Annotated in this window: 24 protein-coding genes and 1 pseudogene; 12 read left to right on the forward strand and 13 right to left on the reverse strand. The window is 72.2% G+C overall.

The genetic code is table 11. The annotated features are described in order from the left end of the window. The first annotated feature begins 61 nt into the window (after nucleotides 1–61). Nucleotides 62–1,861, forward strand: a complete 1,800-nt coding sequence (locus CLV37_RS28890; protein WP_106212470.1) for an AfsR/SARP family transcriptional regulator — start codon at nucleotides 62–64, stop codon at nucleotides 1,859–1,861. Here CLV37_RS28890 and CLV37_RS16855 read toward each other — a convergent pair. Together CLV37_RS16855 and CLV37_RS16860 are read right to left on the reverse strand one after the other, a co-directional pair. Next, entirely contained in the window at nucleotides 1,858–2,670 is an 813-nt protein-coding gene (locus CLV37_RS16855) for an IclR family transcriptional regulator (RefSeq protein WP_106212472.1), read from the reverse strand. The two genes, CLV37_RS28890 and CLV37_RS16855, sit on opposite strands and share 4 nt — an antisense overlap. Nucleotides 2,671–2,867: 197 nt before the next feature. Further along, entirely contained in the window at nucleotides 2,868–3,773 is a 906-nt protein-coding gene (locus CLV37_RS16860) for a DHH family phosphoesterase (protein WP_106212618.1), read from the reverse strand. Between the two features lie 237 nt (nucleotides 3,774–4,010). Between CLV37_RS16860 and CLV37_RS16865 the strand changes: the two genes are divergently transcribed. The 6 genes from CLV37_RS16865 (at nucleotide 4,011) to nrdF (ending at nucleotide 9,768) form a co-directional block, all read left to right on the forward strand. Next, nucleotides 4,011–5,012 (forward strand): LacI family DNA-binding transcriptional regulator, encoded by a 1,002-nt coding sequence (locus tag CLV37_RS16865; RefSeq protein ID WP_106212474.1) that lies wholly within the window; start codon nucleotides 4,011–4,013, stop codon nucleotides 5,010–5,012. 37 nt (nucleotides 5,013–5,049) lie between these two features. Next, nucleotides 5,050–5,472: a Dabb family protein gene (locus CLV37_RS16870; RefSeq protein WP_106212476.1), complete on the forward strand. Its 423-nt coding sequence runs from the start codon at nucleotides 5,050–5,052 to the stop codon at nucleotides 5,470–5,472. 472 nt (nucleotides 5,473–5,944) lie between these two features. After that, nucleotides 5,945–6,184: a glutaredoxin-like protein NrdH gene (nrdH, locus tag CLV37_RS16875; RefSeq protein ID WP_106212478.1), complete on the forward strand. Its 240-nt coding sequence runs from the start codon at nucleotides 5,945–5,947 to the stop codon at nucleotides 6,182–6,184. A 23-nt stretch (nucleotides 6,185–6,207) separates the two neighbouring features. Beyond that, the gene (gene nrdI, locus CLV37_RS16880; protein WP_106212480.1) at nucleotides 6,208–6,606 is read left to right on the forward strand and encodes a class Ib ribonucleoside-diphosphate reductase assembly flavoprotein NrdI; all 399 of its coding nucleotides are present in this window, start codon (nucleotides 6,208–6,210) and stop codon (nucleotides 6,604–6,606) included. Beyond that, nucleotides 6,603–8,762, forward strand: a complete 2,160-nt coding sequence (gene nrdE, locus CLV37_RS16885) for a class 1b ribonucleoside-diphosphate reductase subunit alpha (RefSeq protein WP_245885452.1) — start codon at nucleotides 6,603–6,605, stop codon at nucleotides 8,760–8,762. The genes nrdI and nrdE overlap by 4 nt, the downstream gene beginning before the upstream one ends. Before the next feature lie 34 nt (nucleotides 8,763–8,796). Further along, nucleotides 8,797–9,768: a class 1b ribonucleoside-diphosphate reductase subunit beta gene (gene nrdF, locus CLV37_RS16890; protein WP_106212482.1), complete on the forward strand. Its 972-nt coding sequence runs from the start codon at nucleotides 8,797–8,799 to the stop codon at nucleotides 9,766–9,768. 56 nt (nucleotides 9,769–9,824) lie between these two features. Here the strand turns inward: nrdF and CLV37_RS16895 are convergent, their stop codons facing one another. Beyond that, nucleotides 9,825–10,778 carry a trypsin-like peptidase domain-containing protein gene (locus CLV37_RS16895; protein WP_106212622.1) on the reverse strand — a complete coding sequence of 318 codons (954 nt, stop codon included), beginning with the start codon at nucleotides 10,776–10,778 and terminating at the stop codon, nucleotides 9,825–9,827. Nucleotides 10,779–10,916: 138 nt separating this feature from the next. On the opposite strand from CLV37_RS16895, the gene CLV37_RS16900 reads away from it, so the two are divergent. Both CLV37_RS16900 and CLV37_RS16905 read left to right on the forward strand, forming a co-directional pair. Continuing rightward, nucleotides 10,917–11,945, forward strand: coding sequence for an ABC transporter substrate-binding protein (locus tag CLV37_RS16900; protein ID WP_106212484.1), 1,029 nt, complete (start codon nucleotides 10,917–10,919; stop codon nucleotides 11,943–11,945). A gap of 183 nt (nucleotides 11,946–12,128) precedes the next feature. Then, nucleotides 12,129–12,806: a GAF and ANTAR domain-containing protein gene (locus tag CLV37_RS16905; RefSeq protein WP_170127316.1), complete on the forward strand. Its 678-nt coding sequence runs from the start codon at nucleotides 12,129–12,131 to the stop codon at nucleotides 12,804–12,806. A 4-nt stretch (nucleotides 12,807–12,810) separates the two neighbouring features. Here the strand turns inward: CLV37_RS16905 and CLV37_RS16910 are convergent, their stop codons facing one another. After that, on the reverse strand, nucleotides 12,811–13,449 hold the full coding sequence (locus CLV37_RS16910; RefSeq protein WP_106212489.1) for a trimeric intracellular cation channel family protein: 639 nt from the start codon (nucleotides 13,447–13,449) through the stop codon (nucleotides 12,811–12,813). A gap of 294 nt (nucleotides 13,450–13,743) precedes the next feature. Further along, on the reverse strand, nucleotides 13,744–14,679 hold the full coding sequence (locus CLV37_RS16915) for a CARDB domain-containing protein (RefSeq protein WP_170127317.1): 936 nt from the start codon (nucleotides 14,677–14,679) through the stop codon (nucleotides 13,744–13,746). A 442-nt stretch (nucleotides 14,680–15,121) separates the two neighbouring features. Between CLV37_RS16915 and CLV37_RS16920 the strand changes: the two genes are divergently transcribed. Then, nucleotides 15,122–15,694: a hypothetical protein gene (locus CLV37_RS16920; RefSeq protein WP_106212493.1), complete on the forward strand. Its 573-nt coding sequence runs from the start codon at nucleotides 15,122–15,124 to the stop codon at nucleotides 15,692–15,694. 111 nt (nucleotides 15,695–15,805) lie between these two features. Here CLV37_RS16920 and CLV37_RS29040 read toward each other — a convergent pair whose 3' ends face one another. The 8 genes from CLV37_RS29040 to CLV37_RS16960 form a co-directional block, all read right to left on the reverse strand. Further along, nucleotides 15,806–16,120, reverse strand: a complete 315-nt coding sequence (locus CLV37_RS29040; protein WP_106212495.1) for an HNH endonuclease — start codon at nucleotides 16,118–16,120, stop codon at nucleotides 15,806–15,808. Between the two features lie 378 nt (nucleotides 16,121–16,498). Next, nucleotides 16,499–17,347: a phage major capsid protein gene (locus CLV37_RS16930; RefSeq protein WP_170127318.1), complete on the reverse strand. Its 849-nt coding sequence runs from the start codon at nucleotides 17,345–17,347 to the stop codon at nucleotides 16,499–16,501. Between the two features lie 142 nt (nucleotides 17,348–17,489). Continuing rightward, the gene (locus tag CLV37_RS16935; RefSeq protein ID WP_211298723.1) at nucleotides 17,490–17,705 is read right to left on the reverse strand and encodes a hypothetical protein; all 216 of its coding nucleotides are present in this window, start codon (nucleotides 17,703–17,705) and stop codon (nucleotides 17,490–17,492) included. Nucleotides 17,706–17,719: 14 nt separating this feature from the next. After that, nucleotides 17,720–18,229: a hypothetical protein gene (locus CLV37_RS16940; RefSeq protein WP_106212499.1), complete on the reverse strand. Its 510-nt coding sequence runs from the start codon at nucleotides 18,227–18,229 to the stop codon at nucleotides 17,720–17,722. Then, on the reverse strand, nucleotides 18,226–18,900 hold the full coding sequence (locus CLV37_RS16945) for a hypothetical protein (protein ID WP_146149452.1): 675 nt from the start codon (nucleotides 18,898–18,900) through the stop codon (nucleotides 18,226–18,228). Before CLV37_RS16945 ends, CLV37_RS16940 begins: the two co-directional genes overlap by 4 nt. Next, nucleotides 18,897–21,185, reverse strand: a complete 2,289-nt coding sequence (locus CLV37_RS16950; RefSeq protein ID WP_106212503.1) for a DUF3987 domain-containing protein — start codon at nucleotides 21,183–21,185, stop codon at nucleotides 18,897–18,899. The genes CLV37_RS16945 and CLV37_RS16950 overlap by 4 nt, the downstream gene beginning before the upstream one ends. Then, a complete protein-coding gene (locus CLV37_RS16955; RefSeq protein WP_106212505.1) occupies nucleotides 21,185–21,493 on the reverse strand; it encodes a hypothetical protein in 309 nt (102 codons plus the stop codon). The genes CLV37_RS16950 and CLV37_RS16955 overlap by 1 nt, the downstream gene beginning before the upstream one ends. Nucleotides 21,494–21,606: 113 nt before the next feature. Next, nucleotides 21,607–21,837, reverse strand: coding sequence for a helix-turn-helix domain-containing protein (locus tag CLV37_RS16960; RefSeq protein WP_106212507.1), 231 nt, complete (start codon nucleotides 21,835–21,837; stop codon nucleotides 21,607–21,609). A 110-nt stretch (nucleotides 21,838–21,947) separates the two neighbouring features. Between CLV37_RS16960 and CLV37_RS16965 the strand changes: the two genes are divergently transcribed. Continuing rightward, nucleotides 21,948–22,538 (forward strand): helix-turn-helix domain-containing protein, encoded by a 591-nt coding sequence (locus CLV37_RS16965; RefSeq protein WP_170127320.1) that lies wholly within the window; start codon nucleotides 21,948–21,950, stop codon nucleotides 22,536–22,538. Continuing rightward, nucleotides 22,535–23,650 (forward strand): annotated as a pseudogene (locus CLV37_RS29220) (site-specific integrase); the annotation flags it as partial. The gene CLV37_RS16965 and the pseudogene CLV37_RS29220, both read left to right, overlap by 4 nt. Nucleotides 23,651–23,693: the final 43 nt, after the last annotated feature.

Below are 23,693 nucleotides of genomic sequence, written 5' to 3' on the forward strand. Positions count from 1 at the left end.
GGCCCCGATGAGCGGTGGATGAGCGAGCGGTGAGCGGGAGGACGCGCGCGAGGATGACCCCGTGGACGTCCGCATCGGCCTGCTCGGTCCCGTCGTCGCCTGGCGCGACGGCGTCGAGGTCGACCTGCGCGGACCGCGCCACCGCGCCGTCCTGGCGCGGCTGGCCGTCGCCGCCGGCCGCACGGTCCCCGTGGACGTCCTCGTCGAGGACCTGTGGACCGCCCCGCCCGCCGGGGCGCTCGCGGCCGTGCGGACCTTCGTCGCCGCCCTGCGCCGCAGCCTCGAACCCGACCGGGCGCCGCGGACCCCGGCGCGCGTGCTCGTGACCTCCGGGACGGGGTACGCCCTGCGGGCGACGACCGACGCGCAGGAGTTCTCGGCGGCCGCGGACGAGGTGCCCGACCTCGAGCGCGCACTGCGGCTGTGGCGCGGCCGGGCTCTCGACGGTCTCGGCGACGAACCGTGGCTCACGGCCGAACGCACCCGGCTGGACGACGGGCGCCTGCGCGCCGTCGAGCGGCTCGCCGCCGCCCGGTTGCGCGCGGGCGAGCCCGACCGCGCCGTCACCGACCTGCTCGCCCACACCGCCCGGAACCCGTGGCGGGAGGAGGGCTGGCGGGTGCTGGGCCTGGCCCAGGCCGCCGCGGGACGACGGGCCGAGGCGCTGCAGACCCTGCGCCACGCCCGCCGGCTGCTCGGGGCCGAACTCGGCCTCGACCCCGGACCCGGGCTGCGGGCCGCCGAGCAGCGGGTCCTCGCCGGGCACCCCGACCCCGTCCGCTGGCCCGCCACCGTCGACGGCCTGCGGCACCTGGCCGTGACCGGACCCGACGGTCTGCGCGCCGCCGTCGCCGGCCGCGCCACGACCCTCGACGCCGCCGAGACCCTCGAACCCCGGCTGGCCGCCCGCGTCCTCGGCGGGTTCGACGTCCCGGCGCTGTGGTCCCGGGCCGACGACCCCGCGCAGGCCGCGCGGATCGTCACCGCCGCCGGGCGTCTGCTCGCCCGCGACCCCTCCGCCACCCACCGCGCCCGGCTGCTGGCGACCACCGCGATCGAACGCCGGGGCCTGGGGGGCGCGCGCGGGCCGGCGGCCGCGGCCGTCCGCGCGGCCCGGGAACTGGGGGACCCGGCCGTCCTGGTCCACGCGCTGAACGCGAGTTTCCTGGCGAGCTTCGAGGTCCCGGGGGCGAGGGCCGAACGGGCGGCGATCGGGGCCGAACTCGTCGAGGTCGCCGCGCGTCACGAGTTCTGGCCGCACGAGGTCCTGGGGCACCTGGTCCTGGTGCAGACGCACTGCGCGACGGGGGACGTCGACGCGGCCGGCCGGCACGTCGACCGGGCCCGGGAACTCGCCGACCTCGAGGGCGCCCCGCTCGTGGCGGTGTTCGAGGGCTGGTTCGAGGCGTTGCGCGGTGCCCTGGCGGGGGACCCGCACGCGAGGGTGCTGGCGAACTACCGCCGCCAGGTGGGGCTCACCGAGGGCATGCCGGGGGTCCGGGACGGGTTGCGGGAGGTCGCGGTCGCCGCCGCCCACGTCCAGCACGGCCGGCCCGTGCCGGCGGAGTGCGCGGCCGGACCGTGGCGGGCGTGGATCGAACCCCTCGCGCTCCTGGAGTCCGACCCGGACGCGGCCCGCCGCGCGGTGCGCGCGGCGGGTGAACCTCCGCCGGGTCACCTCCACGACCTGCTGCTGTGCTTCCTCGCCCGCGCCGCCGCCGACCTCGGCGAGCGCCCGCTCGCGCGCGGGCTCCTGCGCCGGCTCGAACCCGTCGAGGACGAGGTCGCCGGGGCGGGCAGCGGGCTCGTGACGGCGGGTCCCGTCGCGGGTTTCACCGCCGCCCTGCGCCGCCTGGGTTAGCGGATCCCCGCGGCGCGCAGGTCCCGGGCGAGCCGGCCGGCGTGCCGGGTGAGGACCTGCGCCACCCGTTCGACCTCCTCGTCGGTGGCGATGTCGGCGGGCAGGCTGCAGCTCAGCGCGTCCGTGGCCGGGATCCGGTACTCCACGCGGACCCCGACGCACACCGTGCCGGGCAGGTTCTGCCCGCGTTCGAGCGCCCACCCGCGGGTGCGCACCGCCTCGAGCTCGACCTCGAGCGCCGCGCGGTCGGCGACGGTGTCGGGGGTCAGCGCCGGGAAGGGGCCGGGCGGCAGCAGGGCGTCGAGCTCGGCGGCCGTGCGTTCGGCGAGCAGCGCCTTGCCCAGCGACGTGGCGTAGGCCGGCAGGAACCGGCCGACGCGCGAGTGGCTGCGGTGGGCCTCGGGCGCGTCGCGGGTGGCGAGGTACACGACGTTCGGACCGTCGAGCCGGGCGACGTGCGTCGTGCACCCGGTCTCGTCGCGCACGGCTTCGACGGTCGCCAGGGCCCGGGGGAGCGCGGCGTCGCGGTCGAGGTAGGCCGTGCCCGTCAGCAGCGCCCGCGACCCGATGCCGTACCCGCCGGCGCCGGGCCCGGAGGCGGCGGGCGGTTCGATCCACTGCAGGTCGACCAGCGTGCGCAGGAGGGCGTGCAGGCTGGAGCGCGGGTACCCCGTGCGCTCCTGCAGCTGCGCCACCGTCAGGACGTACGGCGGCTGGGCGAGGGCCTGGAGGATGTGGACCGTGCGCTCGGCGGACTTCACCGGCCCCCGGCCGGCATCGGTGTCCGACGTCTCCTCGGGGTTCGCCACCCGCGCAGTCTAGACGTGGGCCACAGGCGTGGACGGTGTCCGCGGGAACAGCCGGACGGTGGGGCCGGGTGCGCGTTCCGACGGTTCAGGTGTCACCCCGGGTCGCCGCCGTAGCGGTCTGCACCACTCCGCTCGCCCCTCCAGGCGCCCGGCCCCACCGCACCCAGGCAGTACCGCGGTGACGATCACGGTAAACCTCAGGCGGTGCGGAGCTTGCCCACCAGCTCGCCCAGGACCCTCTCGGCGTCCTCGTGCGGGACCTGGCACGTCCCGGCGGCCAGGTGCCCACCGCCGCCGTACTCCAGGCACACCGCACCCACGTCGACGGGGGAGGTGCGGTCCACGATCGACTTGCCGATCGCGAAGACCGTGTTCAGCTTCGCGCGACCCCACATGACGTGCATCGAGACGCGGGCCTGCGGGAAGAGCGCGTAGACGAAGAACCGGTTGCCGGCGTGGATCGTCTCCTCCTCGCGCAGGTCCAGCACCGCGACGTCGCCGTGCAGGGTCGTGACGCGCTCGAGCTGCGCCTTGAACAGGGCCGCCTGCGCGTGGAAGAGCTCGACGCGTTCGGCGACGTCGGGCAGCGCGAGGATCTCCTCGACGTCCTGGTAGTCGATGCAGGCGTCGATCAGCTGCATCATCAGCTGGTAGTTCGAGATGCGGAAGTCGCGGAAGCGCCCCAGGCCCGTGCGCGAGTCCATGAGGAAGTTCAGCAGCGTCCAGCCGGTCGGCTCGAGGATCTCGGCGACGTCGTACTGCGCGGCGTCGGCCTGGTCGACGGCGCGCATCAGCTCGTCGGAGATCTTCGGGAACCGCGCGGCACCCCCGAAGTGGTCGTAGACGACCCGGGCCGCCGAGGGCGCCTCGGCGTCGATGACGTGGTTGGTGGCGCCGGCGTTGCGCAGCGTCTCGGAGTGGTGGTGGTCGAAGACGAGGTGCGCGCGCGGGTCGTACGGCAGGTTCGTGAGGATGTCCCGGCCGGTGATCTCCACGGCCCCGTCCTGCACGTCCTTGGGGTGCACGAAGGTGATCTCGTCGACGAGGTCGAGCTGGCGCAGCAGCACGGCGCAGACCAGCCCGTCGAAGTCGCTGCGGGTCACGAGTCGGAAGGTGTCGCTCACACCCGGCTGATCGGCGGCCACGGGGCAGATCTTGATCGATCCGTGCGTCCCTGTCGCCCGGACGGGTGTCGCGGACCCCGCCCGCTCACCCGGACGCACCAGCGGGACGGGTGCTTGACGGGCCCAGCCCCTGGTCCCACACTCGGACCGCCGCTTTGAATCGTGTCACGGCGGTGGCGTCGACGAAGCGCCCGGGACCAGTGGGATGTTGCAGCCATGGCGACGGTCAAGGAGGTCGCCCAGCGGGCCGGAGTGTCGCTGGGGACGGTGAGCAACGTCCTGAACCGCCCCGAGGTGGTCTCCGAGGCGCTGCGCACCCGCGTGCAGGACGCCATCGCCGAGCTGGGGTTCGTGCGCAACGAGTCGGCGCGGCAGTTGCGGGCCGGGGTCAGCCGGACCATCGCCATGGTCGTGCTCGACGTCGCGAACCCCTTCTTCACCGACGTCATCGCCGGCGCCGAGGAACTGGCCGAACGGCACGACTCGCTCGTCGTGATGTGCAACAGCGCCAACTCCGCCGACCGCGAGGCCCGGCACCTGCGCCGCCTCGACCAGCAGCGGGTCCTGGGCGTGCTGCTCACCCCCGTCCACGACTCCCCGAGCGCGGCGCTCGCGGAGGTGCGCGAGCACGGCACGCCCGTCGTCCTCGTCGACCGCGGCGCCGGGGCCAGCGGGCACCCCTCGGTGGCCGTCGACGACGTCCTCGGCGGGCGGCTGGCGGGCGAGCACCTCGTCGGGGCCGGCCACCGCGACATCGCCTACGTCGGGGTCGCGGCGCCGCTGCGGCAGGTCCAGGAGCGACTGCGCGGGGTCCAGGAGGCCGTCGGGGGCTCGGGGACCGTGCAGGTGGTGAACACGACGGGGTTGTCGGTGCGGGCCGGGTCGCAGGCGGCCGCGCAGATCCTCGCCCTGCCGGAGGCCGAGCGCCCGACGGCGGTGTTCTGCGCCAACGACCTGCTGGCCCTCGGCGTCCTGAACGAGTGCGTGCGGCGGGGGGTGCGGGTCCCCGACGAGCTGGCCGTCGTCGGCTACGACGACATCGGGTTCGCCGCGACGGCGACGGTGCCGCTGACGAGCGTGCGTCAGCCGCGCGAGCTGCTGGGGCGCACGGCCGTCGAGCTGCTGCTCGCCCGGGTGCAGGGCCGCCCCGCCCAGCAGATCGTCTTCGAACCCGAACTGGTGGTCCGCCGGTCCACGGGCCGGCGCACCAGGTCCTGAGGTCGCCCGCCCGCCGGTACCGCGGCACCATGCCCCCGTGCCCGCCTCCGCGCTCGCCTCCCTGCTCGCCGACGTCGGCGTGCCCACCTTCACCGCCCGCGACTTCCGTCCCGGCCTCGTCCGGCACGTCGTCCTCTTCCGCTACCGCGAGGAGGTGGGGGCGCAGCAGAAGGAGGAGGTGCTGCGCCGGTTCCGGGCCCTGGCCGGCTCCCCGCGCGACGGGGCGCCCTACGTCGTCTCGATCGAGGCGGGGGAGCAGACCAGCGGGGAGGACGCCGGCGGCGGCTTCGAGCACGGCGTCGTCGTGACGTTCGCCTCCGAGGGCGACCGCAACTTCTACGTCGGGACCCCCGTCGTCGACGACCCGGCGTTCTTCGACGCCGAGCACGCCCGGTTCAAGGACTTCGTCGGGCCGCTGCTGGCCGACGTGCTGGTGTTCGACGTCGTCGTCCCCGGCTGAGCGGGCTCCGGAGCGCGCCGGACCACGCCGAACCGCCCCGGCCCCTGGTCCCGGCCTGCGGCCGGGACCCCGACATGTGGGGTCGGGATGACCTCGCGACCCCCAGGTGTTGTGGACAGGTGTGTGGACGAGGTGGGGACCGAGGGGTCCTGGCCTGTGGAGGACACGCCGGGGCGATCCGACACGCCGAACACGCTCAGTTAACGATTACTGACGCCGAGTGTCACCCGAGAGGGTGCTCCGGCAGTGTCGCCGCAGGTCAGGGGCTTGCGACCGACTCCCGGGGCCGCCGGCGGACGTGCCCCCGAATCACAACCGTGTTACACACCATGTTGTGCCGGTTTTCCACACGGCCCCCTAGGGGTAGTGTTCAGAGCACCCCAGCAGGACGGGACTCTGAGCCGAGGTCTCCACGTGGAGCCGAGGCGGCGCTGAACCTGCTCGACAGCACCGAGGGAAGAAGGAACACCCGATGAGCATCACCGTCTACAGCACGCCGTCGTGCGTGCAGTGCAAGGCGACCTACCGTGCGCTGGACCGCAAGGGCCTGGCCTACGAGGTCGTCGACGTGACGGTCGACGAGGCCGCGAACGCGCTCGTCCGCTCCCTCGGGTACGTCCAGGCCCCCGTCGTCGTCGCCGGCGAGGACCACTGGTCGGGCTTCCGCCCCGACCGCATCGACGCGCTGGCCAAGGCCGCCGTCTCCGTCTGATCCACCTCCGGGGGAGGGGTCCCGTGGCACCCGGCGTCGTCTACTTCTCCAGCGTCTCCGGCAACACGCACCGCTTCGTCGACAAGCTCCAGCTGGAGCGGCCGGCCCTGCGGATCCCGCTGCACGCCCGGGACGAACCCCTGCACGTGACCGAGCCGTTCGTCCTCGTCGTGCCCACGTACGGCGGGGGCAACGGCCAGGGCGCCGTGCCCAAGCAGGTCATCCGCTTCCTCAACGACCCGGTCAACCGCTCCCACCTGCGGGGTGTCATCGGCGCCGGCAACACGAACTTCGGGGAGCACTACGCCGCGGCCGGCGACGTCATCGCCGCCAAGTGCCAGGTGCCCCACCTCTACCGCTTCGAACTCTTCGGGACCCCCGACGACGTGCGCCGCGTGCGCGATGGATTGGACTCTCTGTGACCCTCACCTCCGACGCTCCCGAGCTGCAGACCGTCCCGGCCCAGGGGTCGCCCAGCTACCACACGCTGAACGCGATGCTGAACCTCTGGGACGAGGAGGGGAAGATCCAGTTCGGCGCCGACGTCGAGGCCGCGCGGCAGTACTTCCTGCAGCACGTCGTCCCGCGCACCCGCACGTTCGACACCTTCGAGGCCCGGCTGGACCACATGGTCGAGGAGGGCTACTACGAGAAGCACGTCCTCGACCAGTACCCGCTGGACTTCGTCCGCGCGCTGACCGACCGCGCGCACGCCGCGAAGTTCCGCTTCGCCACGTTCCTGGGCGCCTTCAAGTTCTACACGAGCTACGCGCTCAAGAGCTTCGACGGCAAGCAGTACCTCGAGAACTTCGAGGACCGCGCCGTCATGACGGCCCTCACCCTGGCGGTGGGCGACCAGCGGCTCGCCACGGCCATCGTCGACGAGGTCGTCGCCGGCCGCTTCCAGCCCGCGACCCCGACGTTCCTCAACGCCGGAAAGGGCTCGCGCGGAGAGCTCGTCTCCTGCTTCCTGCTGCGCATCGAGGACGACATGGAGTCCATCGGCCGCAGCATCAACTCCGCCCTGCAGCTGTCCAAGCGCGGTGGCGGTGTCGCCCTGCTGCTGAGCAACATCCGCGAGTACGGCGCGCCGATCAAGAAGATCCAGAACCAGTCCTCGGGCGTCATCCCCGTGATGAAGCTCCTGGAGGACTCCTTCTCCTACGCCAACCAGCTCGGCGCGCGCCAGGGCGCCGGCGCGGTGTACCTGTCGGCGCACCACCCCGACATCATGCGGTTCCTGGACACCAAGCGCGAGAACGCGGACGAGAAGATCCGCATCAAGACGCTGTCCCTCGGGGTCGTCGTCCCGGACATCACCTTCGAGCTCGCGAAGAACAACGAGCCGATGCACCTGTTCTCCCCGTACGACGTGGAACGCGTGTACGGCAAGCCCTTCGGCGACGTCCCCGTCTCCGAGCACTACCGCGAGATGGTGGCCGACGACCGGATCCGCAAGACGCAGATCTCGGCGCGCGACTTCTTCCAGACCCTCGCCGAGCTGCAGTTCGAGTCCGGCTACCCCTACATCGTGTTCGAGGACACGGTGAACCGGGCGAACCCGATCGCCGGCCGCATCAACATGTCGAACCTGTGCTCGGAGATCCTGCAGGTCAACACGCCCAGCACGCTGGCCGAGGACCTGACGTACTCCGAGATCGGCAAGGACATCTCCTGCAACCTCGGCTCGCTCAACATCGCCCTGGCGATGGACGGCGGGAACCTCGGGCAGACCGTCGAGACCGCGATCCGCGCGCTCACCGCCGTGTCCGTCGCCAGCGACATCCAGTCCGTGCCTTCCATCGCCCACGGGAACGCCAAGTCCCACGCGATCGGCCTCGGGCAGATGAACCTGCACGGCTACCTGGCCCGCGAGCGCGTGCACTACGGCAGCCCCGAGAGCATCGACTTCACCAACGTGTACTTCGCCGCGGTGCTGTTCCACGCCCTGCGCGCCAGCAACGCCATCGCGATCGAGCAGGGGGCGACGTTCGAGGGGTTCGAGAACTCGAAGTACGCCGACGGCTCGTTCTTCGACCGCTACGTCGAGAACGACTTCCTGCCGACGACGGAGCGCGTCGAGCAGCTGTTCGCCCAAGCCGGCATCGCGTTGCCGACGCGCGCCGAGTGGGCCGACCTGAAGGCGAAGGTCGTCGAGCACGGCATCTTCAACCAGAACCTGCAGGCGGTCCCGCCGACGGGCTCGATCAGCTACATCAACAACTCGACCTCCTCGATCCACCCGATCGCCTCCAAGATCGAGATCCGCAAGGAGGGCAAGCTCGGCCGCGTCTACTACCCGGCGCCGTTCATGACGAACGACAACCTGGAGTACTACGAGGACGCGTACGAGATCGGCCCCGAGAAGATCATCGACGTCTACGCCGCGGCCACGCAGCACGTCGACCAGGGCATGTCGCTGACGCTGTTCTTCAAGGACACCGCCACCACCCGCGACATCAACCGCGCGCAGATCTACGCGTGGCGCAAGGGCATCAAGACGATCTACTACATCCGGATCCGGCAGATGGCCCTGGAGGGCACCGAGGTCGAGGGCTGCGTCAGCTGCATGCTCTGAGCGTGCCGGCTGAACCGTTCGGGGAGAAGGAACCATGGAGAAGTTGAAGCTCATCGACCGCGTCAACGCGATCAACTGGAACCGGCTGCAGGACGACAAGGACCTGGAGATCTGGAACCGGCTTACCAGCAACTTCTGGTTGCCGGAGAAGGTGCCGCTGTCCAACGACGTGCAGTCGTGGCAGAACCTCAGCCCGGAGGAGCGCACGCTGACGATGCGCGTGTTCACGGGGCTCACGCTGCTGGACACCATCCAGGGCACCGTCGGGGCCGTCTCGCTCATCCCCGACGCGCTGACCCCGCACGAGGAAGCCGTCTACACGAACATCGCGTTCATGGAGTCGGTCCACGCGCGCAGCTACTCCTCGATCTTCTCCACCCTGGCCACGACCCGCGAGATCGACGAGGCGTTCGGCTGGTCGGAGGACAACGAGGCGCTGCAGCGCAAGGCGTCCATCGTGCTGGAGTACTACCACGGTGACGACCCGCTGAAGCGCAAGGTCGCCTCCACGCTGCTGGAGTCGTTCCTCTTCTACTCCGGGTTCTTCCTGCCCATGCACTTCTCCTCGCGGGCGCAGCTGACGAACACCGCCGACCTCATCCGCCTGATCATCCGCGACGAGGCCGTGCACGGGTACTACATCGGCTACAAGTTCCAGCGCGGGCTGGACCTGGTGGACCAGGCCAAGCGGGACGAGATCAAGGACTACGCGTTCGAGCTGCTCTACGAGCTGTACGACAACGAGTGCAAGTACACCGCCGACCTGTACGACGGCGTGGGGCTCACCGAGGACGTCAAGACGTTCCTGCACTACAACGCCAACAAGGCGCTCATGAACCTCGGCTACGAGGGCATGTTCCCCTCGGACATGACCAAGGTGGACCCCTCGATCCTGTCGGCGTTGTCGCCGAACGCCGACGAGAACCACGACTTCTTCTCCGGTTCCGGTTCCAGCTACGTCATCGGCAAGGCCGTCGCCACCGAGGACGAGGACTGGGACTTCTGACCCCCTGACCCCCGCCTCTCAGGGGCGGGGGTCAGGTGACCTCTCCCGCGGCCTGCTCACGCCAGTTCGCGGGGTACGACGACGACGTCGACGAGCGCCCCGTTGCGCCACACCGTGATCTCCACCGGGTGGTCGATCGCGCCCTCCACCATGCGCCGCTGGATCTGCGTCGTCGACGTCACCAAGTCCCCGGCCAGTGAGATCACGAGGTCGCCGCGGCGCAGCCCCGCGACCGCGGCCGGTGAGCCCTCGACCACGCCGGCGACCTGCATGCCCGTCGGGGTCCCGACCTTGGCCGCCACCACCGGTGGCAGCGTGACCTGCGCGCCGGCGACGCCCAGCCAGGCGCGCCGGAACCGTCCGGTGCTCATGAGCGCGCCGACGATCTCACGGGTCGTGGAGTTGACCGGGACCGCCAGCCCTAGGCCCACCCCGGCGACGGCGGTGTTCACTCCGACCATCCGCCCGTGCGCGTCCGCGAGCACCCCGCCGGAGTTCCCCGGGTTCAGGGCCGCGTCGGTCTGCACGACCTCGTCGACGACGCGGCCGGCGCGGGTCGGCAGCGAGCGCCCCAGCGCCGAGACGATCCCGGCCGTGACGCTGCCGGCCAGTCCCAGCGGGTTGCCCAGGGCGACGACGAGCTGACCGACCTGCAGGTGCGAGGCGTCCCCGAGCTCGACGGGGGAGGGGACGTCGCCGCGGGCGCGCAGGACGGCCAGGTCGGACAGCGGGTCGCGGCCCACGACGTCGGCGCGGACCGAGGTCCCGTCGCCGAAGGCGGTGTCCACGACGTCGGCGCCCTCGACGACGTGGGCGCTGGTGAGCAGGAAGCCGTCGGAGGTGATCACCGACGCGCTGCCGCCACCGGTCCCGCGGGCGTTGCGCACGGCCACGCTCGCGACGCTCGGCAGCACCGTGCGGGCGACGCGGGTGACCACCTCGGAGTAGGCGTCCAGCGCCTGCGCGTCGGGGGACTGCGCACCCGGGGCCCGGGGATCGTCGGTCGTCATGGAGGGCTCAGCGTCGGCCGGCCGGCCGGCGTTCCCCCGTTCACCCTGGGCGGAGCGGTTCTCGCGGGTGGTGCGGGTCACGCGGTCGCGTCCCCACGAGCCACCGGAGGGTGTCCTTGGTTAGGTTAGGCTGCGCTCGTGCATCGCCGATCCTTCCTCGCCGCCCTGGCCGCCTCGGGCGCTCTGACCACCCTCGCCGCCTGCGGCGCGGACGACACGACGACGGAGGGATCGGCCGCGGCCACCTCGTCGGCCGCGCCGACGGGTGGGGGCACGTTCCCCGTCACCGTCGAGCACAAGCTGGGGTCCACGACCGTCGAGCAGGCCCCCACCCGGATCGTCACCGTCGGGTACAACGAGGAGGACTTCGTCCTGGCCCTCGGCCTCACCCCCGTCGGGACGCGCACGCCGCTGGGCAGCTACGACGCCGCGAAGCGGCCGTGGGCGGCGGGCAAGGTCCCCGCGGGCGGGTTCCCCTCCGTCGGGCAGTCCGAGCTCGACTTCGAGGCCATCGCCGCGCTCCAGCCGGACCTCATCATCGGCACGTACGCCTACCTGACGGAGGCGGACTACAAGACCCTCACCGCCATCGCCCCGACCATCGGCGACGCCATCCCCGAGGGGCAGGGGGCCGACTCGAAGGCCGCGGCGAGCTGGCAGACCGAGCTGACCGTCATCGCCCGCGCGCTGGGCAAGGAGACCGAGGCCGCGTCCCTCGTCGACGAGGTCGACGCCGACTTCGCCGACGCCGTCGCGGCCCACCCCGGGTTCAAGGGCAAGACCGTCAGCGTCGTCCTGTTCAACGAGTCGTACTACCCGCTGGACTCCACCGACCCGCGCGGGAACTTCTTCCTGCAGTTCGGGTTCGAGGAGAACACGGCCGTCGACCCGGCGGGCCTGAGCGAGGAGCAGGTCCCGCTGCTGGACACCGACGTCCTCGTCGTCCTCGGCCGCAGCGCCGCGGAGTTCGCCGCGAACCCCGTCGCCGCGGCGCTGAAGGTCGTCACCGAGGGCCGCACCGTCTACGTCCCGACGTTCGACACCGACTTCGCCGGCGCCCTGGGCAACTCCAGCCCGATCTCTCTGCCGTTCGCCGTCGAGAAGGCCACCCCGGTCCTGGCCGCGGCCACCGACGGCGACCCGGCCACGGTGCCCGCGACCCTCTGAGCCTCCCGCGCAGCGCACCCGTCGGCGGGTGCGGTGCCGTGGGGCGCGCGGATCGTCCACAATGGTCCCCGCACGTGCAGCCCGGGGCGTGCCGACGGGATCCGAGGGGACGATCAGCCGACCGCCGGTCGGCTCCGTGGGAGGGCTTGCGTGGACGTGCGCGCCGACGCGGTCGCTGCTGCCGTGAACGACATCGCACAGGTGCTCGCCGAGCACGGCGACCCGCTCGACCTGGCCCACCGCCTCGTGCGGCACTGCGCCGACCTGCTGTCCGCCTCGGCCGTAGGGCTGCTCGTCGAGGACAGCGACAAGGACCTGCAGCTGCTGGCCTGCACCTCCAGCGAGGTCAGCGTCATCGAACTGTTCCAGGTCCGGACCCAGCAGGGCCCGTGCATCGAGGCCTACCGGACGGGGTCCGTCGTCTCGGTCGCCACCGCCGCCGAGCTCGCGGCCACCTGGCCCGAGTTCGCCCGCCAGGCCGCCGGGGTGGGCGTCGTGGCGGTGCACACCGTCCCCGTGCACAGCGACGGGCGGACCATCGGGGCCCTGAACCTGTTCCGCGACCACGAGGGTGCCTACTCGGCCGTCGAGTCCGACGTCGCCCACGCCATGGCCTCCTTCGGCGCCGTCGGCATCACCCAGCTCGAGCACGTCGCCGAGGGCGCGCGGGTGCAGGCGCAGCTGCAGGAGGCCCTCGACAGCCGGATCGTCCTGGAGCAGGCCAAGGGCGCCCTCGCCCAGCGCTACCGCGTCCACCCCGACGACGCGTTCCGGCGGTTGCGGGCGCAGGCCCGCGCCGAGCGGCGGCGGTTGCGCGACGTCGCCCAGGAGATCGTCGACGAGCTCGACCGGCCCGCCTGAGCCCTCAGTCGAGTTCCTCGGGCGACTGCAGGGTCGCCCGCGGCGCCCGCCAGCCCCGCAGCAGGCCGCCGGTGCGAAGTCCCGCGCACACGACGCCGCCGGCGAAGGCCGCCACGCCCGCGGAGATCCCCAGCAGCGGGCCGACGACGGCGACGACCGCGCCCAGCAGCGCGGGCACGGCGTACAGCCCGCCGGTCAGGATGCTGGGGACCTTGCGCACCAGGACGTCGCGCATCGTCCCGCCGCCGACGCCGGTCAGCCCGCCGAGCAGGATCGCCTGCCCCGGGTCGATCCCCGCGTCGACGGCCAGCTGCGCGCCGGTCACGGCGAACAGCGACAACCCGATCGTGTCGAAGACGACGATGGGCCGCGCCATCCGCGCCAGCAGCCGGTGCCCCCAGAACGCCACGAGCGCGCCCCCCGTGGCGGTCGCCAGGTAGTACCAGGTCCGGAACGTCGCCGGGGGCAGCTCGCCGAGCAGGACGTCGCGCAGGATCCCGCCGCCGACCGCCGTCACGATCCCGAGCGCCACCACGCCGAACAGGTCCAGGTGCGTCGAGCGCATCGCGACCAGCGCGCCGTCGAGGGCGAAGGCGAAGACCCCGACGAGTTCGAGCAGGAGGAGGAAGCCCTGAGCAGTCACTCCGGCGATTCTGCCGCCTCCCGCACGGCTGCACGGTCGGTGCCGGGCGGGTGGCTCACCCGTCGCTGCGTCCTGGCCGCTGAGGTGAGCAGCCGAGGAGAGGAGTGCGGGATGCCGTTCTCGTTCCGCTGGTCGAAGAGCCCCGGCCCGGGGGTCAGCGTCGACGTCGGCCGGACTCGTCCCGCGCGCAGCGGTTCGTGGGGACCGGTCCCCGAGGTGGGTGGAGACGCCTGGGTGGACGGAACCCCGGCACCGTGAGGAGCCGGGGTTCCGCGGCCTGCAGGAGCGAGTAGCTCAGAAGGTGAGGTCGGTGTTCACGGGACCGGTGTACGTGCCGAGGAGGACGCCGGTGGACCAGCCCTCGGGGGTGAGTTGCCAGCGGTTGACGGTGACCTTCGTGGCGTGCAGGCGGGTGAAGGTGGCGGACTCGCCGTCCCGGCACGTCAGGTACGCGGACGGGGTGCCGTAGTTGTACTTGCGGATCGAGTTGGGGTCGATCGTCCCGGCGCCTGCGGAGGTGACGCCGGCGGGCGCTTCAGCGACACCGGACCAGCTGAAGGGCGAGCTCTCGCCGTAGCGGAAGCTGCCGGCGCCGTACTCACCGATGTACGTCTCGGTCCCCGGGCGGGACACCTCCTTGCCCTGGGCGTCGTAGCTGACGCAGGAGGCGTAGGCGGAGCCGGAGACGGAACTCGCGAGCCCCGTCTTCTGGGCGAGTTTGGAGAGCGTGGCGCTCACGGCGCGTCCGGTGGCGCTAGCGCCGGTGACGACGGTGGGTCTGGCGGTGACGGTGAACGTCGTCTTGGTGCGGTTGTTGCCCTCGTCGGACTCGGCGATGCGGGCGGCGTCGTCGACGAACGCCAGGATCTCGTGGGACCCGGCGGTCGCGGTCCAGGTGCTGGAACCGGTGGGCCCGCCGACCGCGTAGACGGTGGTCGACTCCCCGGGAGCCAGCGATGAGGTGTCGTTGTCGGACCAGGTGCGCAGCTTCCCGTCGACCTGGAAACCGACGCCGTGGACGACCCCGGCCGGAGTGGGTGCGGTGCCCCGGTTCTTGATGACGGCTCGGAACGTGAGCTGCTGGCCGGCGGCGACGGCCTGCGGTGCCCAGGCCACCGAGGTGACGACGAGGTCAGGTTTCGCGGGTGCGGCCTGGGCGGTGCCTGCCCCCAGCAGGCCGGCGCCGAGGGCCGCTGCGGCGGCCAGCGTGACGGTTCGAGTGATGCGCATGGTTCCCCCCATGAGTGCTGGGCCACGACTGTGTGCCCGGTGCGCACTGTAGGGGTAGGTGGCTCAGCCGGGCGTGACCCCACAACGGGGGACAGGCGGGCGGGTCGGGAGGGTGGGCCCCCAGGGGATCGAACCCTGAACCCGCGGATTAAAAGTACCGGGCCAGAGATACCGGATGGTGTCGCGGAATGACGTTGGATACCTAAACCCGCAGGTCAGAGGCCCTATCGGTGTCGCGGCGTGTCGCCCGATACCGGGCGATGACGGAGCCTCTGCTACCAGTCGCGCTACCAGTCTGCTACCAGCGCCTCGGCGACACGCGACGCCTCCCGCGCCTTCGCCGTTCACCACGCGAAGCTGTCCGGGTGACGCAACGTGACGCCGTGCGTGGGCGGGCCGACCTACGTCTTCTCGACCTCCACGCCGAGGTAGGGAGGACTGGGTGACCGAGCTGAGCGCAGCGCAGACGATCGCTCCGTGGATCGCGGCGAGCGGGACAGTCCTTGCGACGAGCCTCGCCGTCGTCACCGTGTCGGTACAACAGTGGGACCGCCGTCGGGCCCGAGGTGTAGCCGTGTCGGCGTGGGAGAGCGTGGGCCCGGAAGGGATCACGTTGGTCTGTCTCCGCAACTCGGGACAGGACCCGGCGTTCGAGGTTGTGGCCCGCCTTCGTATCGCGGGGCAGACCCTTGCGCTTGCCATGAGTCACGCTCTACCTCCTGACAGCACAGCCGAGGTGTCGGTCAACCCCACGCAGCCGTGGCGCCTCCGGGAACACTGGGACTACATCCAGCGCGTGAAGGAACCCGACGGTCCCGATCCGCGCGCCGTCGTCACGCTGACCTTCCGCGACGCCGCCGGGCGGGCGTGGCAACGCGATGACCACGGTCGCGTCCGACGCCTTCGCGGACGAAGAGCGCGTCGGTACTCGATGCTCGGCGCATACCGGGACGCCATTCGCGAGCTTCTCGTCTCACCCTCGGCGAAGCCTCCGTCCGACGTTGACTTCGCCTAGACACTCCACTTTCCCGTGGTGGTGACGTCCCGCGGGGAGAGAAGGCCGACCCTCCCGAGCAGTGTCGGCGGGCCTCGGCGCGGAGGGGGCCCCCCCACCCCCTCGGGGGCCTCACCAGTCGCGGGACGGCCCGACGTCCTTCGCCGTCGACGACCTCGTCGGACTTGTCGACCTCGACGACCTCGACGACCTCGGCGCGGGGACGTAGAGCTTCGCGCCCTTGCGTCGGTTGCACGACCTGTGGGCCGGGCGGCAGTTCGCCTCATCGAGGAGGGCGCCGCCGCGGGCGATCGGGATGACGTGGTCGACCTCGTCTGCTCCCGGACGCCCGCACAGGTGGCAGACGTCGGACTTCGCGAGGACGCGGGCGCGGAGCTTGCGCCACGCCCACGTGCTGCCGTTCCTCGGTGTCGGCGAGGTCGTCATCGTCGCCTCCCTCGCGTCGGCGCGGGCGCCCTTGTGGTGGTCGCCGGGGTCCGGACCCTGGCCTCGACGTCGCGGTCCTGGCGTTCGCGGCGGGCCTCGTCGTCGAGGCGTCGGGCCTGTCCGCGGAGTTGCTCGAGGTCGACGGCGGCGCGTCGGTGTCGTCGTGGCATCCGTTCCTCCTCGTGGTGGGCCCGGCCTCGAGGCCTGCGTCTCGAGGCCGGGCGGGGGCCGGGTGACCCGACGCCGGGGCCCGGTCGACCACCCCGGGGGATCACGGCGCCCGGGGGGGTCCCTCGTCACCCCGGAGGTATCGGTCGGGGTGGAGGGGGGTGTCTCGACCCGCCCGGCGAACGGAAGGAACCCGGGCGGGTCGAGACGTCAGGGGGTCGGGTAGGCGATCCGGGCGATCCGGCCCGGGTCGGCGAACCCGAAGGACGCGCGCATCACGGCGCGGACGGCGACCTCATCGGAGGTGAAGAACCGGGACCCGTCGACCTCGACGCGGGTGTCCTCGCGCATCACGAGGTAGGTGACGGCCTTGTCGATCCCGTACACGGTGCCGGGGGTGATCGCGGGCGAGACGAGGAGGGGGACGCCCTCGATGGTGCGCGACGCCGCCCGGGTCGGGTCGGGCGCCAGGAGGGGCGTGACGCCGTCCGTGGTGGCCTTGAGGGTCGCCAGGGCGAGGGCGTCGGTGGGCGAGGCCAGCCACGCCGTGACGGACCCTCCGGCCTCCTCGATGAGGGACGCGGCGCGGGCGAAGTCGTCGAGGCTGTCGCCGTTCTCGAACGCGCCGTCCCGCTCCACGAGGGCGAGGTCGCCGTCCGGGATCGAGTCCAGGCCCTTCGGCGCGGGGGCCGGGAGGTTGCCGGCGAAGGCGTAGTCGAGACGCCGGGCGATGTCACGGGCGAGGCCGTCGCCGATCGCGGTCGTCGCCGCGGGCGAGGTGTCGTCGGCAGCTTCACGGGACACCTTCACGAGGCCCGCGACCTTCGAGGGCGTGACGAGGAGTTCGCGCATCGGCATGTCGGAGAGAGGAATCTCCGCGGCCTCCTCGATCCACCCGGCGGTCGGGTCGGAGTCGACGATCGGGATACGGAGGTTGTGGGTGCCGATGGTGATGAGGGTCGTCGCGCGGGCGGCGATCGACTGTGCCAGGGCGGGCCGGACGACGAGGTCGGCGACCTCAGACGGCTTGAGGATCGCGGCGGCGGTGGTGGTGTTCACGGGCACGGGAGGCTCCTGAGACGAGTTCGGGTTCTGTCACGCGTCCCGCGGTGCCCATCCCGGGCCGACCACGGCGCCCGTCCCGGGCACGCCTCGACGACCGCGGCGCCTCCCGGGCGTGGTCGCGGTCGTCAAGACGAGGCTACTCGGAGTTCTCGCCCTCGTCGTCGGTGAAGACGGGACACTCGGCGGCGTGCCACTCCCGGATGAGGACCTCGCCGTCCTCGACGACGACCTCGAGGTGCCACGGGAGGCACTCGGTACAGGGCCACACGGGGTCGCCGTCCGCCGGGTAATCGAAGGCCAGGACGGGCGCGTCGTAGGTCAGGCGGGGGCGGCGAGGTCGGGGGTCGGTCACCCGCCGATCATGGCTCAACGTCGCCCGACGGCGTGTCCGAGAGCCTGCCGGAGGCCGACCACGCCGGTCCCGACCTCCTCGGGCGCCGACCCCCTCCCAGTCGCGCCCATCCGGCGGGCGTCGGCGGCGGCAGGCGCCCAGTGAGGGTGTGCCTCGAGGACGGTCCCGAGGACCTCGTCGACCTTCGAGGCGTCGACGAGTCCGTCGTCGTCGAGGAGGGCGGCGAGGTCGGCCCCGTCACGCCAGACGTCGGCGGCATCGACGAGACGGTCCCCGACGAGGCGTTCGACCTCGGACCGGCGCATCCGGTCGAGGACGCCCGTGAGCCGGTCGACCTCGGCGCGGGCCTCCCGGAGTTCGCGGCGGCGGCGGGCGGCTTCCCGGTTCCCGCCCCGGTCCTCGTCACGGTCTTCGGGTGCCTCGTGGTCCTGGTCTGCCGTGTCGTCCGTCGTCGCGGTGTCGACCTCCTCGGCGGGCGGGGCGGGGGTGTCGGCGGGGGTGGGGTCGGTGGTCGTGTCGGTCATCGGTCGGCCTCCTTTGCGGCCTCGAGGTTCTGCAACGTGGTGGTGAGGTTCTCGGCGGCGGCGACGAGTTGGACCCGGGCGAGGTCGAGGTATTCCCGGGCCCGGCCCGCGACCTCCGGGTCGTCGGAGGCGAACGCTGAGACGCACCGGTCGAGTTGGTTCCGGTAGCGGACCCCGGCCTCGGCGAGGTCCCGTAGCGCAACGTGTTCGGCAACGCCAAGGCCGAAGCTCTCCGCCTCGGCGGTGGCGAACATCGTCAAGGTGCGGACGACGGCTTCGACGCTGTCCGGGGTGACGGCGACCTCCGTCGACGGGAGGCGGGCGTCGGGATGCTCCTCAGCGTGCTCGAGGAGGTAGGCGATCGCGGCGCGACGGTCACGAGGCGCCTCGTGGTCGTCGCCGCCGGTCGTGGTCGTGGTCACGTCGTGCAACTCCTTGATCTGTCGGTACGGGTCATCGGGTGGGCGTTGCTCGTGAGCCGGAGGCGGGTCGGTGGGGTGCTCCGGGATGACGACCCGCCGGAACCCCGGGCGCAGGTCGAGGACCCACGGTCGCCGCCGTCCACGGGCGTCGATTGCCCATCCGACGGCGAGGTCGTCGTCGAGGCGTTCGACGTCGTGGATCAACGCGACGTAGAGGGCCCCGTCGTGCGCGTCCGGATCGAAGTTCACGCCGCCCCCCTGTCCGCGGAATCCGCGGTATCCGCGGAAGTCGTCCGGGGTGGTCGCGCGGCCCCCCACTCGACAAGGTCCGCGGAATCCGCGGTATCCGCGAAAGTCGCCGGGTGGACGATGTACGTCGGCGACGGCGGACGGCCTCGTCCCGTCCGCGGCGGCGCCGGAAGCCGGGTGATCCACCCGAGGTCGTCGAGAGTCGTCAACGCCTCGGTGAGCTTCTCCACGGTGGGGAAACGCCCGCGCCCGAGGTCGGTGAGCAGGGCCCGGACCGTGAACGCCTCCACGCTGCGGCGCCGGAGGTGCTGGAGGACGTGCCGAGCGTCGTCGAGACTCGCGTCGGCGCCCATCGCCTCGAACGTCGCCAGGGCGTGCGCGGTGAAGTACCTGCCGATCGCGACGGCGTCCTTCATCGTCTCGGCGTTGATGACGCCGTCGGCGACCGGGCCCGGCCCGGCGAGGTGGAGGAGTGCAGCGATCCGGGCGATCGCGCCCATGAGCTTCGACCCCCACTCGGCGATGCCGCCGAGCCGCCCAGCAGGCCCAAGCAACGGCTCGAGGCGTTCCTCCTCGGCACGGAAGATGGCCTCGGCGGCGTCGCCCAGGCGGAGGACGACGACTTCGCCACGGTGGGCCAGAAGACGGGCGGTCGCTCCGAGGTTCTCGGCGTACTGACGCCGGACGTCGTCGGGGACGGGGTCGGGGGCGACCCGGCGGAAGCCGACCCGGTTCGGCGGGAGGGCGTACAGGAACCGGGCCAGCAACCCGCGCCCGGCGAAGGTCCCGTTCCCGCCAATCCCCCGCAGCACAGACGGTTGGACGGCGAGAACCATCGTCAACGCCGGGTGCTCGACGTACTCCGGCGGGCGACCTCGACGGTCTACGCGGAGGGTGTCGCCCGCGTGACCCTTGAGGGCGACGTCGAGGTTCGGGACGGTGGAGTAGCGCCCGGCGAGGGTGTCGAAGATGCCAGCCTCCGCGGACACGATCGCTAGGCGCCCCCCGCACTCGGCCAGTAGGGACGCCGCCGCCTCCGGGGTGACGTCGTCGGCCAGCAGTCGCGGCAACGGCGGGACGGAGACGGAGGCGGCGTGGTCGGCGGCGGCGATCGCCTCGGCGAGGAGTTCCTCGCGCCGGGTCCGGTCCAGTTCGGCCCCGGCCTTCTTCCGGGCCAGTTCGGCGGCGCGGTCGGCGACGTCGCGTTCGGTCTGTCGCTCGAGCATCGCCGGGCGGGCCTCGGCGAGGAGGTCGGCCTCGGCGCGTTGGATCGGGGCGAACAACTCCCGGAAGACGGCGGACTTGCGCGTCCCGGGTGCGGAGGCGACGGCGACGAAGAGGTTCGTCGGCTCGACCCATCCGGGCCGGACCTCGACCTCGACGCGCCCACCCGCGGCGGCGCCGAGTGCGCCGAGGGCCAGGGGGCCGGACATGCCGGGGTCGGTCTGTGTCGCCTCGGCGAGGGTGGTGACCATGTCCGCGACCCACGCCGGGAGGGCGTTGGTCGGGAAGTCCGGGAGGGTCGGGGCCTTCGTCAGGGGGGTAGGGGCGGCGATGACGTAGTCGACGACGAGGGCCTCGAGGTCGTGGACGCTGTGGTCGGCGGCGAGGTAGTCGTCGACGCCGACCTTCGGGTCGTCCACCTCCGACTTCTGCGGATTACGCGGACTCTGCGGTGACCTCGGCCAGTTGATGCGACGGACCCGGGCCCCCTTCCCGGCGAGGTAGTGGGCGAGGGCGTCGAGGGCCTCCCGGACGCTGACCTTCGTCATCACGTCGGAGTCGAAGGCGATCACGACCTCCCGCCCCCGGAGCAGGACGTCGCGCCAGTCGGCCAGGGCGACCCCTTGAGAGGTCCACGAGGAGACGCCGAGGAGGCCGATCGCGGCCAGCCCGACGGAGGCCAGGGCGTCGACCTTCCGGGAGCCTTCCGTGACCCACAGGGGCCGGGAGCCGCGGAGCCACGGGCGCGCGGTCGGCGAGACGTCGAGGACCGGGGTCGACCCCGGGAGGGACTCGTACTTCACGACCCGTCCCTCAACCTCGCGCGGGTCGTCGGGGCGGTACTGGTACCCGGCGACCTCGCCGGTCGTGGAGTGCAACGGGATGAGGAGGCCGGGGGTCCGACGCTGTCCCTCGGCGAAGCCGAGGTCGGCGAGGCGGACCTTCGTGTCTACCGACACGTACCCGCGGGCGCGGGCGACGTCCGGCTTGATCGCTGAGGAGGCCAGCAAGTCGGCGTGTGGGGGGAAGATCGAGAGGCCGTAGGGCGAGGAGGTGACCATCACGTCCCCACGGCGCCGAGGTCGGCGACGGCGATCGGCTCGAGGGCCTCGGCCTCCGCGGCGGTGAGGGCGTCCGGACGGCGCCGACGGCGGCGCGGCTGGACTGCCTCGTCGGGTTCGGGCAGGGCCCGCGGGTCGAGGGACTGGCCCGGGTCGATGGGGACGAGGTGGACCGGGACGACCTGGACCGACCACCCGCGGCGGCGGGCCTTGCGTTCGCGCGACTCCGCCGACTGTCCGGAGAGCAGGACGTGGACGAAGGTGCTCAACGGCGTCCGGTAGACGACGGCGTAGGCGAGGCGTCGCACGCTGTGGTCGTGGCAGGTGTCGGTGGTGTCTGCGATCCTGTCGGCGACGGTGGCGGGAACCTCGTCGCAAGCGGTCCGGCCCTTCGGGGTGGGGCCACTTCGTCGTTCTGGACTCACGCGACGTCCTCCCGGATCGTCGACACCCCGAGGAACCGGCGGAGTTCGGCGGTCGGGACCCGGTAGCGAGACCCGATGCGCTCGACACGGACCGGGAACTCTCCGGACCGTGCGAGTTCGTAGGACTTCGTCCGCCCGAGTCCGAGGGCCTGGCCCGCGACGATGAGGTCGCAGGACGGCCCCAGGGCGTCGAGGTCGAGGGGACGGTGGTCCGTTGCGGCGCTCATGCCACTCCTCAGGGATGGAAAGTCGTGCAAGACGGATGGGGCACGGCGAGTTAACACGCGGCATGGGGTATCACGCAACCCCACAGGCCGGTACTGTCCATCCCGTGCGCATGACGAGAGCTGACGCCGAGGTCCCCGCGGACGTATGGGAAGAACTCCACGACCTCGCGAGCGAACCGGGAGGCGAACGGAACATCGCCCGCCACCTCCGGGACGAGCTGTCCCGTCGAGGATGGTCACAAGAAGCCTTCGCGGCGAAGGTCCGCGACGAAGGACTTCCCTACTTCCGACAGAGCGCAATCTCACGAATCCTCAAGCCACAGGGGGAACCTCGTGCGATCACGGTCGAGGAGGCGTGCGCGTTCGCCCGCGTCCTCGACCTTCCCGTCGCGCTCCTCTTCGCCCCCGAAGGGGTCGTGCAGAACATGAAGGTCGCGCGCTACCTGCGCGACTTGCCGACCCTGTGGAGCGAACGCGTCGAGGCCGAAATCCGTCACGAGGAAGCCGAGGGTGCGATCCTGCGGTTCCTCGAATCCGAGGACGACGGCGTCCCCGGTCTGCGCGAGGCGATCACGGAGCGACTCGATAAGGCGCGGCGGGCCCGCGCCCAGGCCGAGGAGGAGGTCGACGGCGAGTTCTTCGGCACCGTCACCAGCGCAGACGATCACCTCCTCGACGAGTGGGAGAAGCGATCGAAGTGAGAGGGTTCGTCTACCACCGTTGCGGGTGCGATCCGGTCCTCGACAAGGCAGGGAATCGCCGAACGTGCCCAAAGGCGTCGGGTCGGGCCCGACACGGGTCCTGGTACTACCAACTCTCCGGCGTGATCGGTGGCGAGCGGGTTCAGTCGAAGCGGGGCGGGTTCGCGACGAAGCGTGACGCCGAGGCACAACTCGCCGAGGTTCTCGACGCCCAGCGGCGCGGCGTGAAACCCTCCGCCGGGGCCGTCCTCGTCGGCGACTACCTACGAGACTGGCTCGAGGCGAAGGTCGCCGCCGGACTCCGCCCGACGACCGCCCGGTCCTACCGGAGTCACATCGAGAACTACCTCGTCCCCCACCTCGGCACGATCCGGCTCCGCGAACTCACCGCACTCGACGTCGAGAAGGGCCTCCGGGAGGCGGCGACGAGTCCGATCCGCGGAGCGGGCCCGGCGACGATCGGACGCGTCCGCGCGACCCTGCGCAGCGCCCTCGGGTCGGCGGTCCGGAAGCGCCTCGTCCCCTTCAACGCCGCCGGGAACCTCGACCTCCCACGGGCGCCCCGTCCGAAGGTGCGCCCGTGGGAGCCGGAGGAGGTCGGGGCTTTCCTCGACCACGCCGCGACCGACCCCCTCGGCGTCCTCTACGAGGTGATCGTGATGAGCGGACTCCGGCGCGGGGAGGCCCTCGGCCTACGGTGGGCGGATGTCGACGTCGACCGGGGGGTCCTGACCATCCGTCAGGCCCTCGTGACGGCGAGGAACGACGAGGCAGACCCGTGCGTGGTGTGCGGGGGCCACGAGTCGACGACCTTCGGCCCGCCGAAGACGGCCAGCGGAGAGGCACGGATCGTCGACCTCGACGAACGGACGACCGGGGCCCTCCTGGCGCAGCGCATCGCCCAGGACGCCGACCGGGAGGCGTGGGGGACGCGGTACGTCGATCACGACCTCGTCTTCGCCCAGCCGGACGGGATGCCGCTCCAACCGGACCGCGTGACGAAGCACTTCGTCGCCCTGGCCCGGGAGGCGGGCCTCCGACCGATCCGTCTTCACGACCTCCGCCACGGTCAGGCGTCGCTCCTCCTCGCCGCCGGGGTCGACCTCGCCGTGGTGTCGAAGCGCCTCGGACACTCGTCCTTCGCCCTCACGGTCG

Source organism: Kineococcus rhizosphaerae, from assembly GCF_003002055.1.
Classification (GTDB): Bacteria; Actinomycetota; Actinomycetes; order Actinomycetales; family Kineococcaceae; genus Kineococcus; species Kineococcus rhizosphaerae.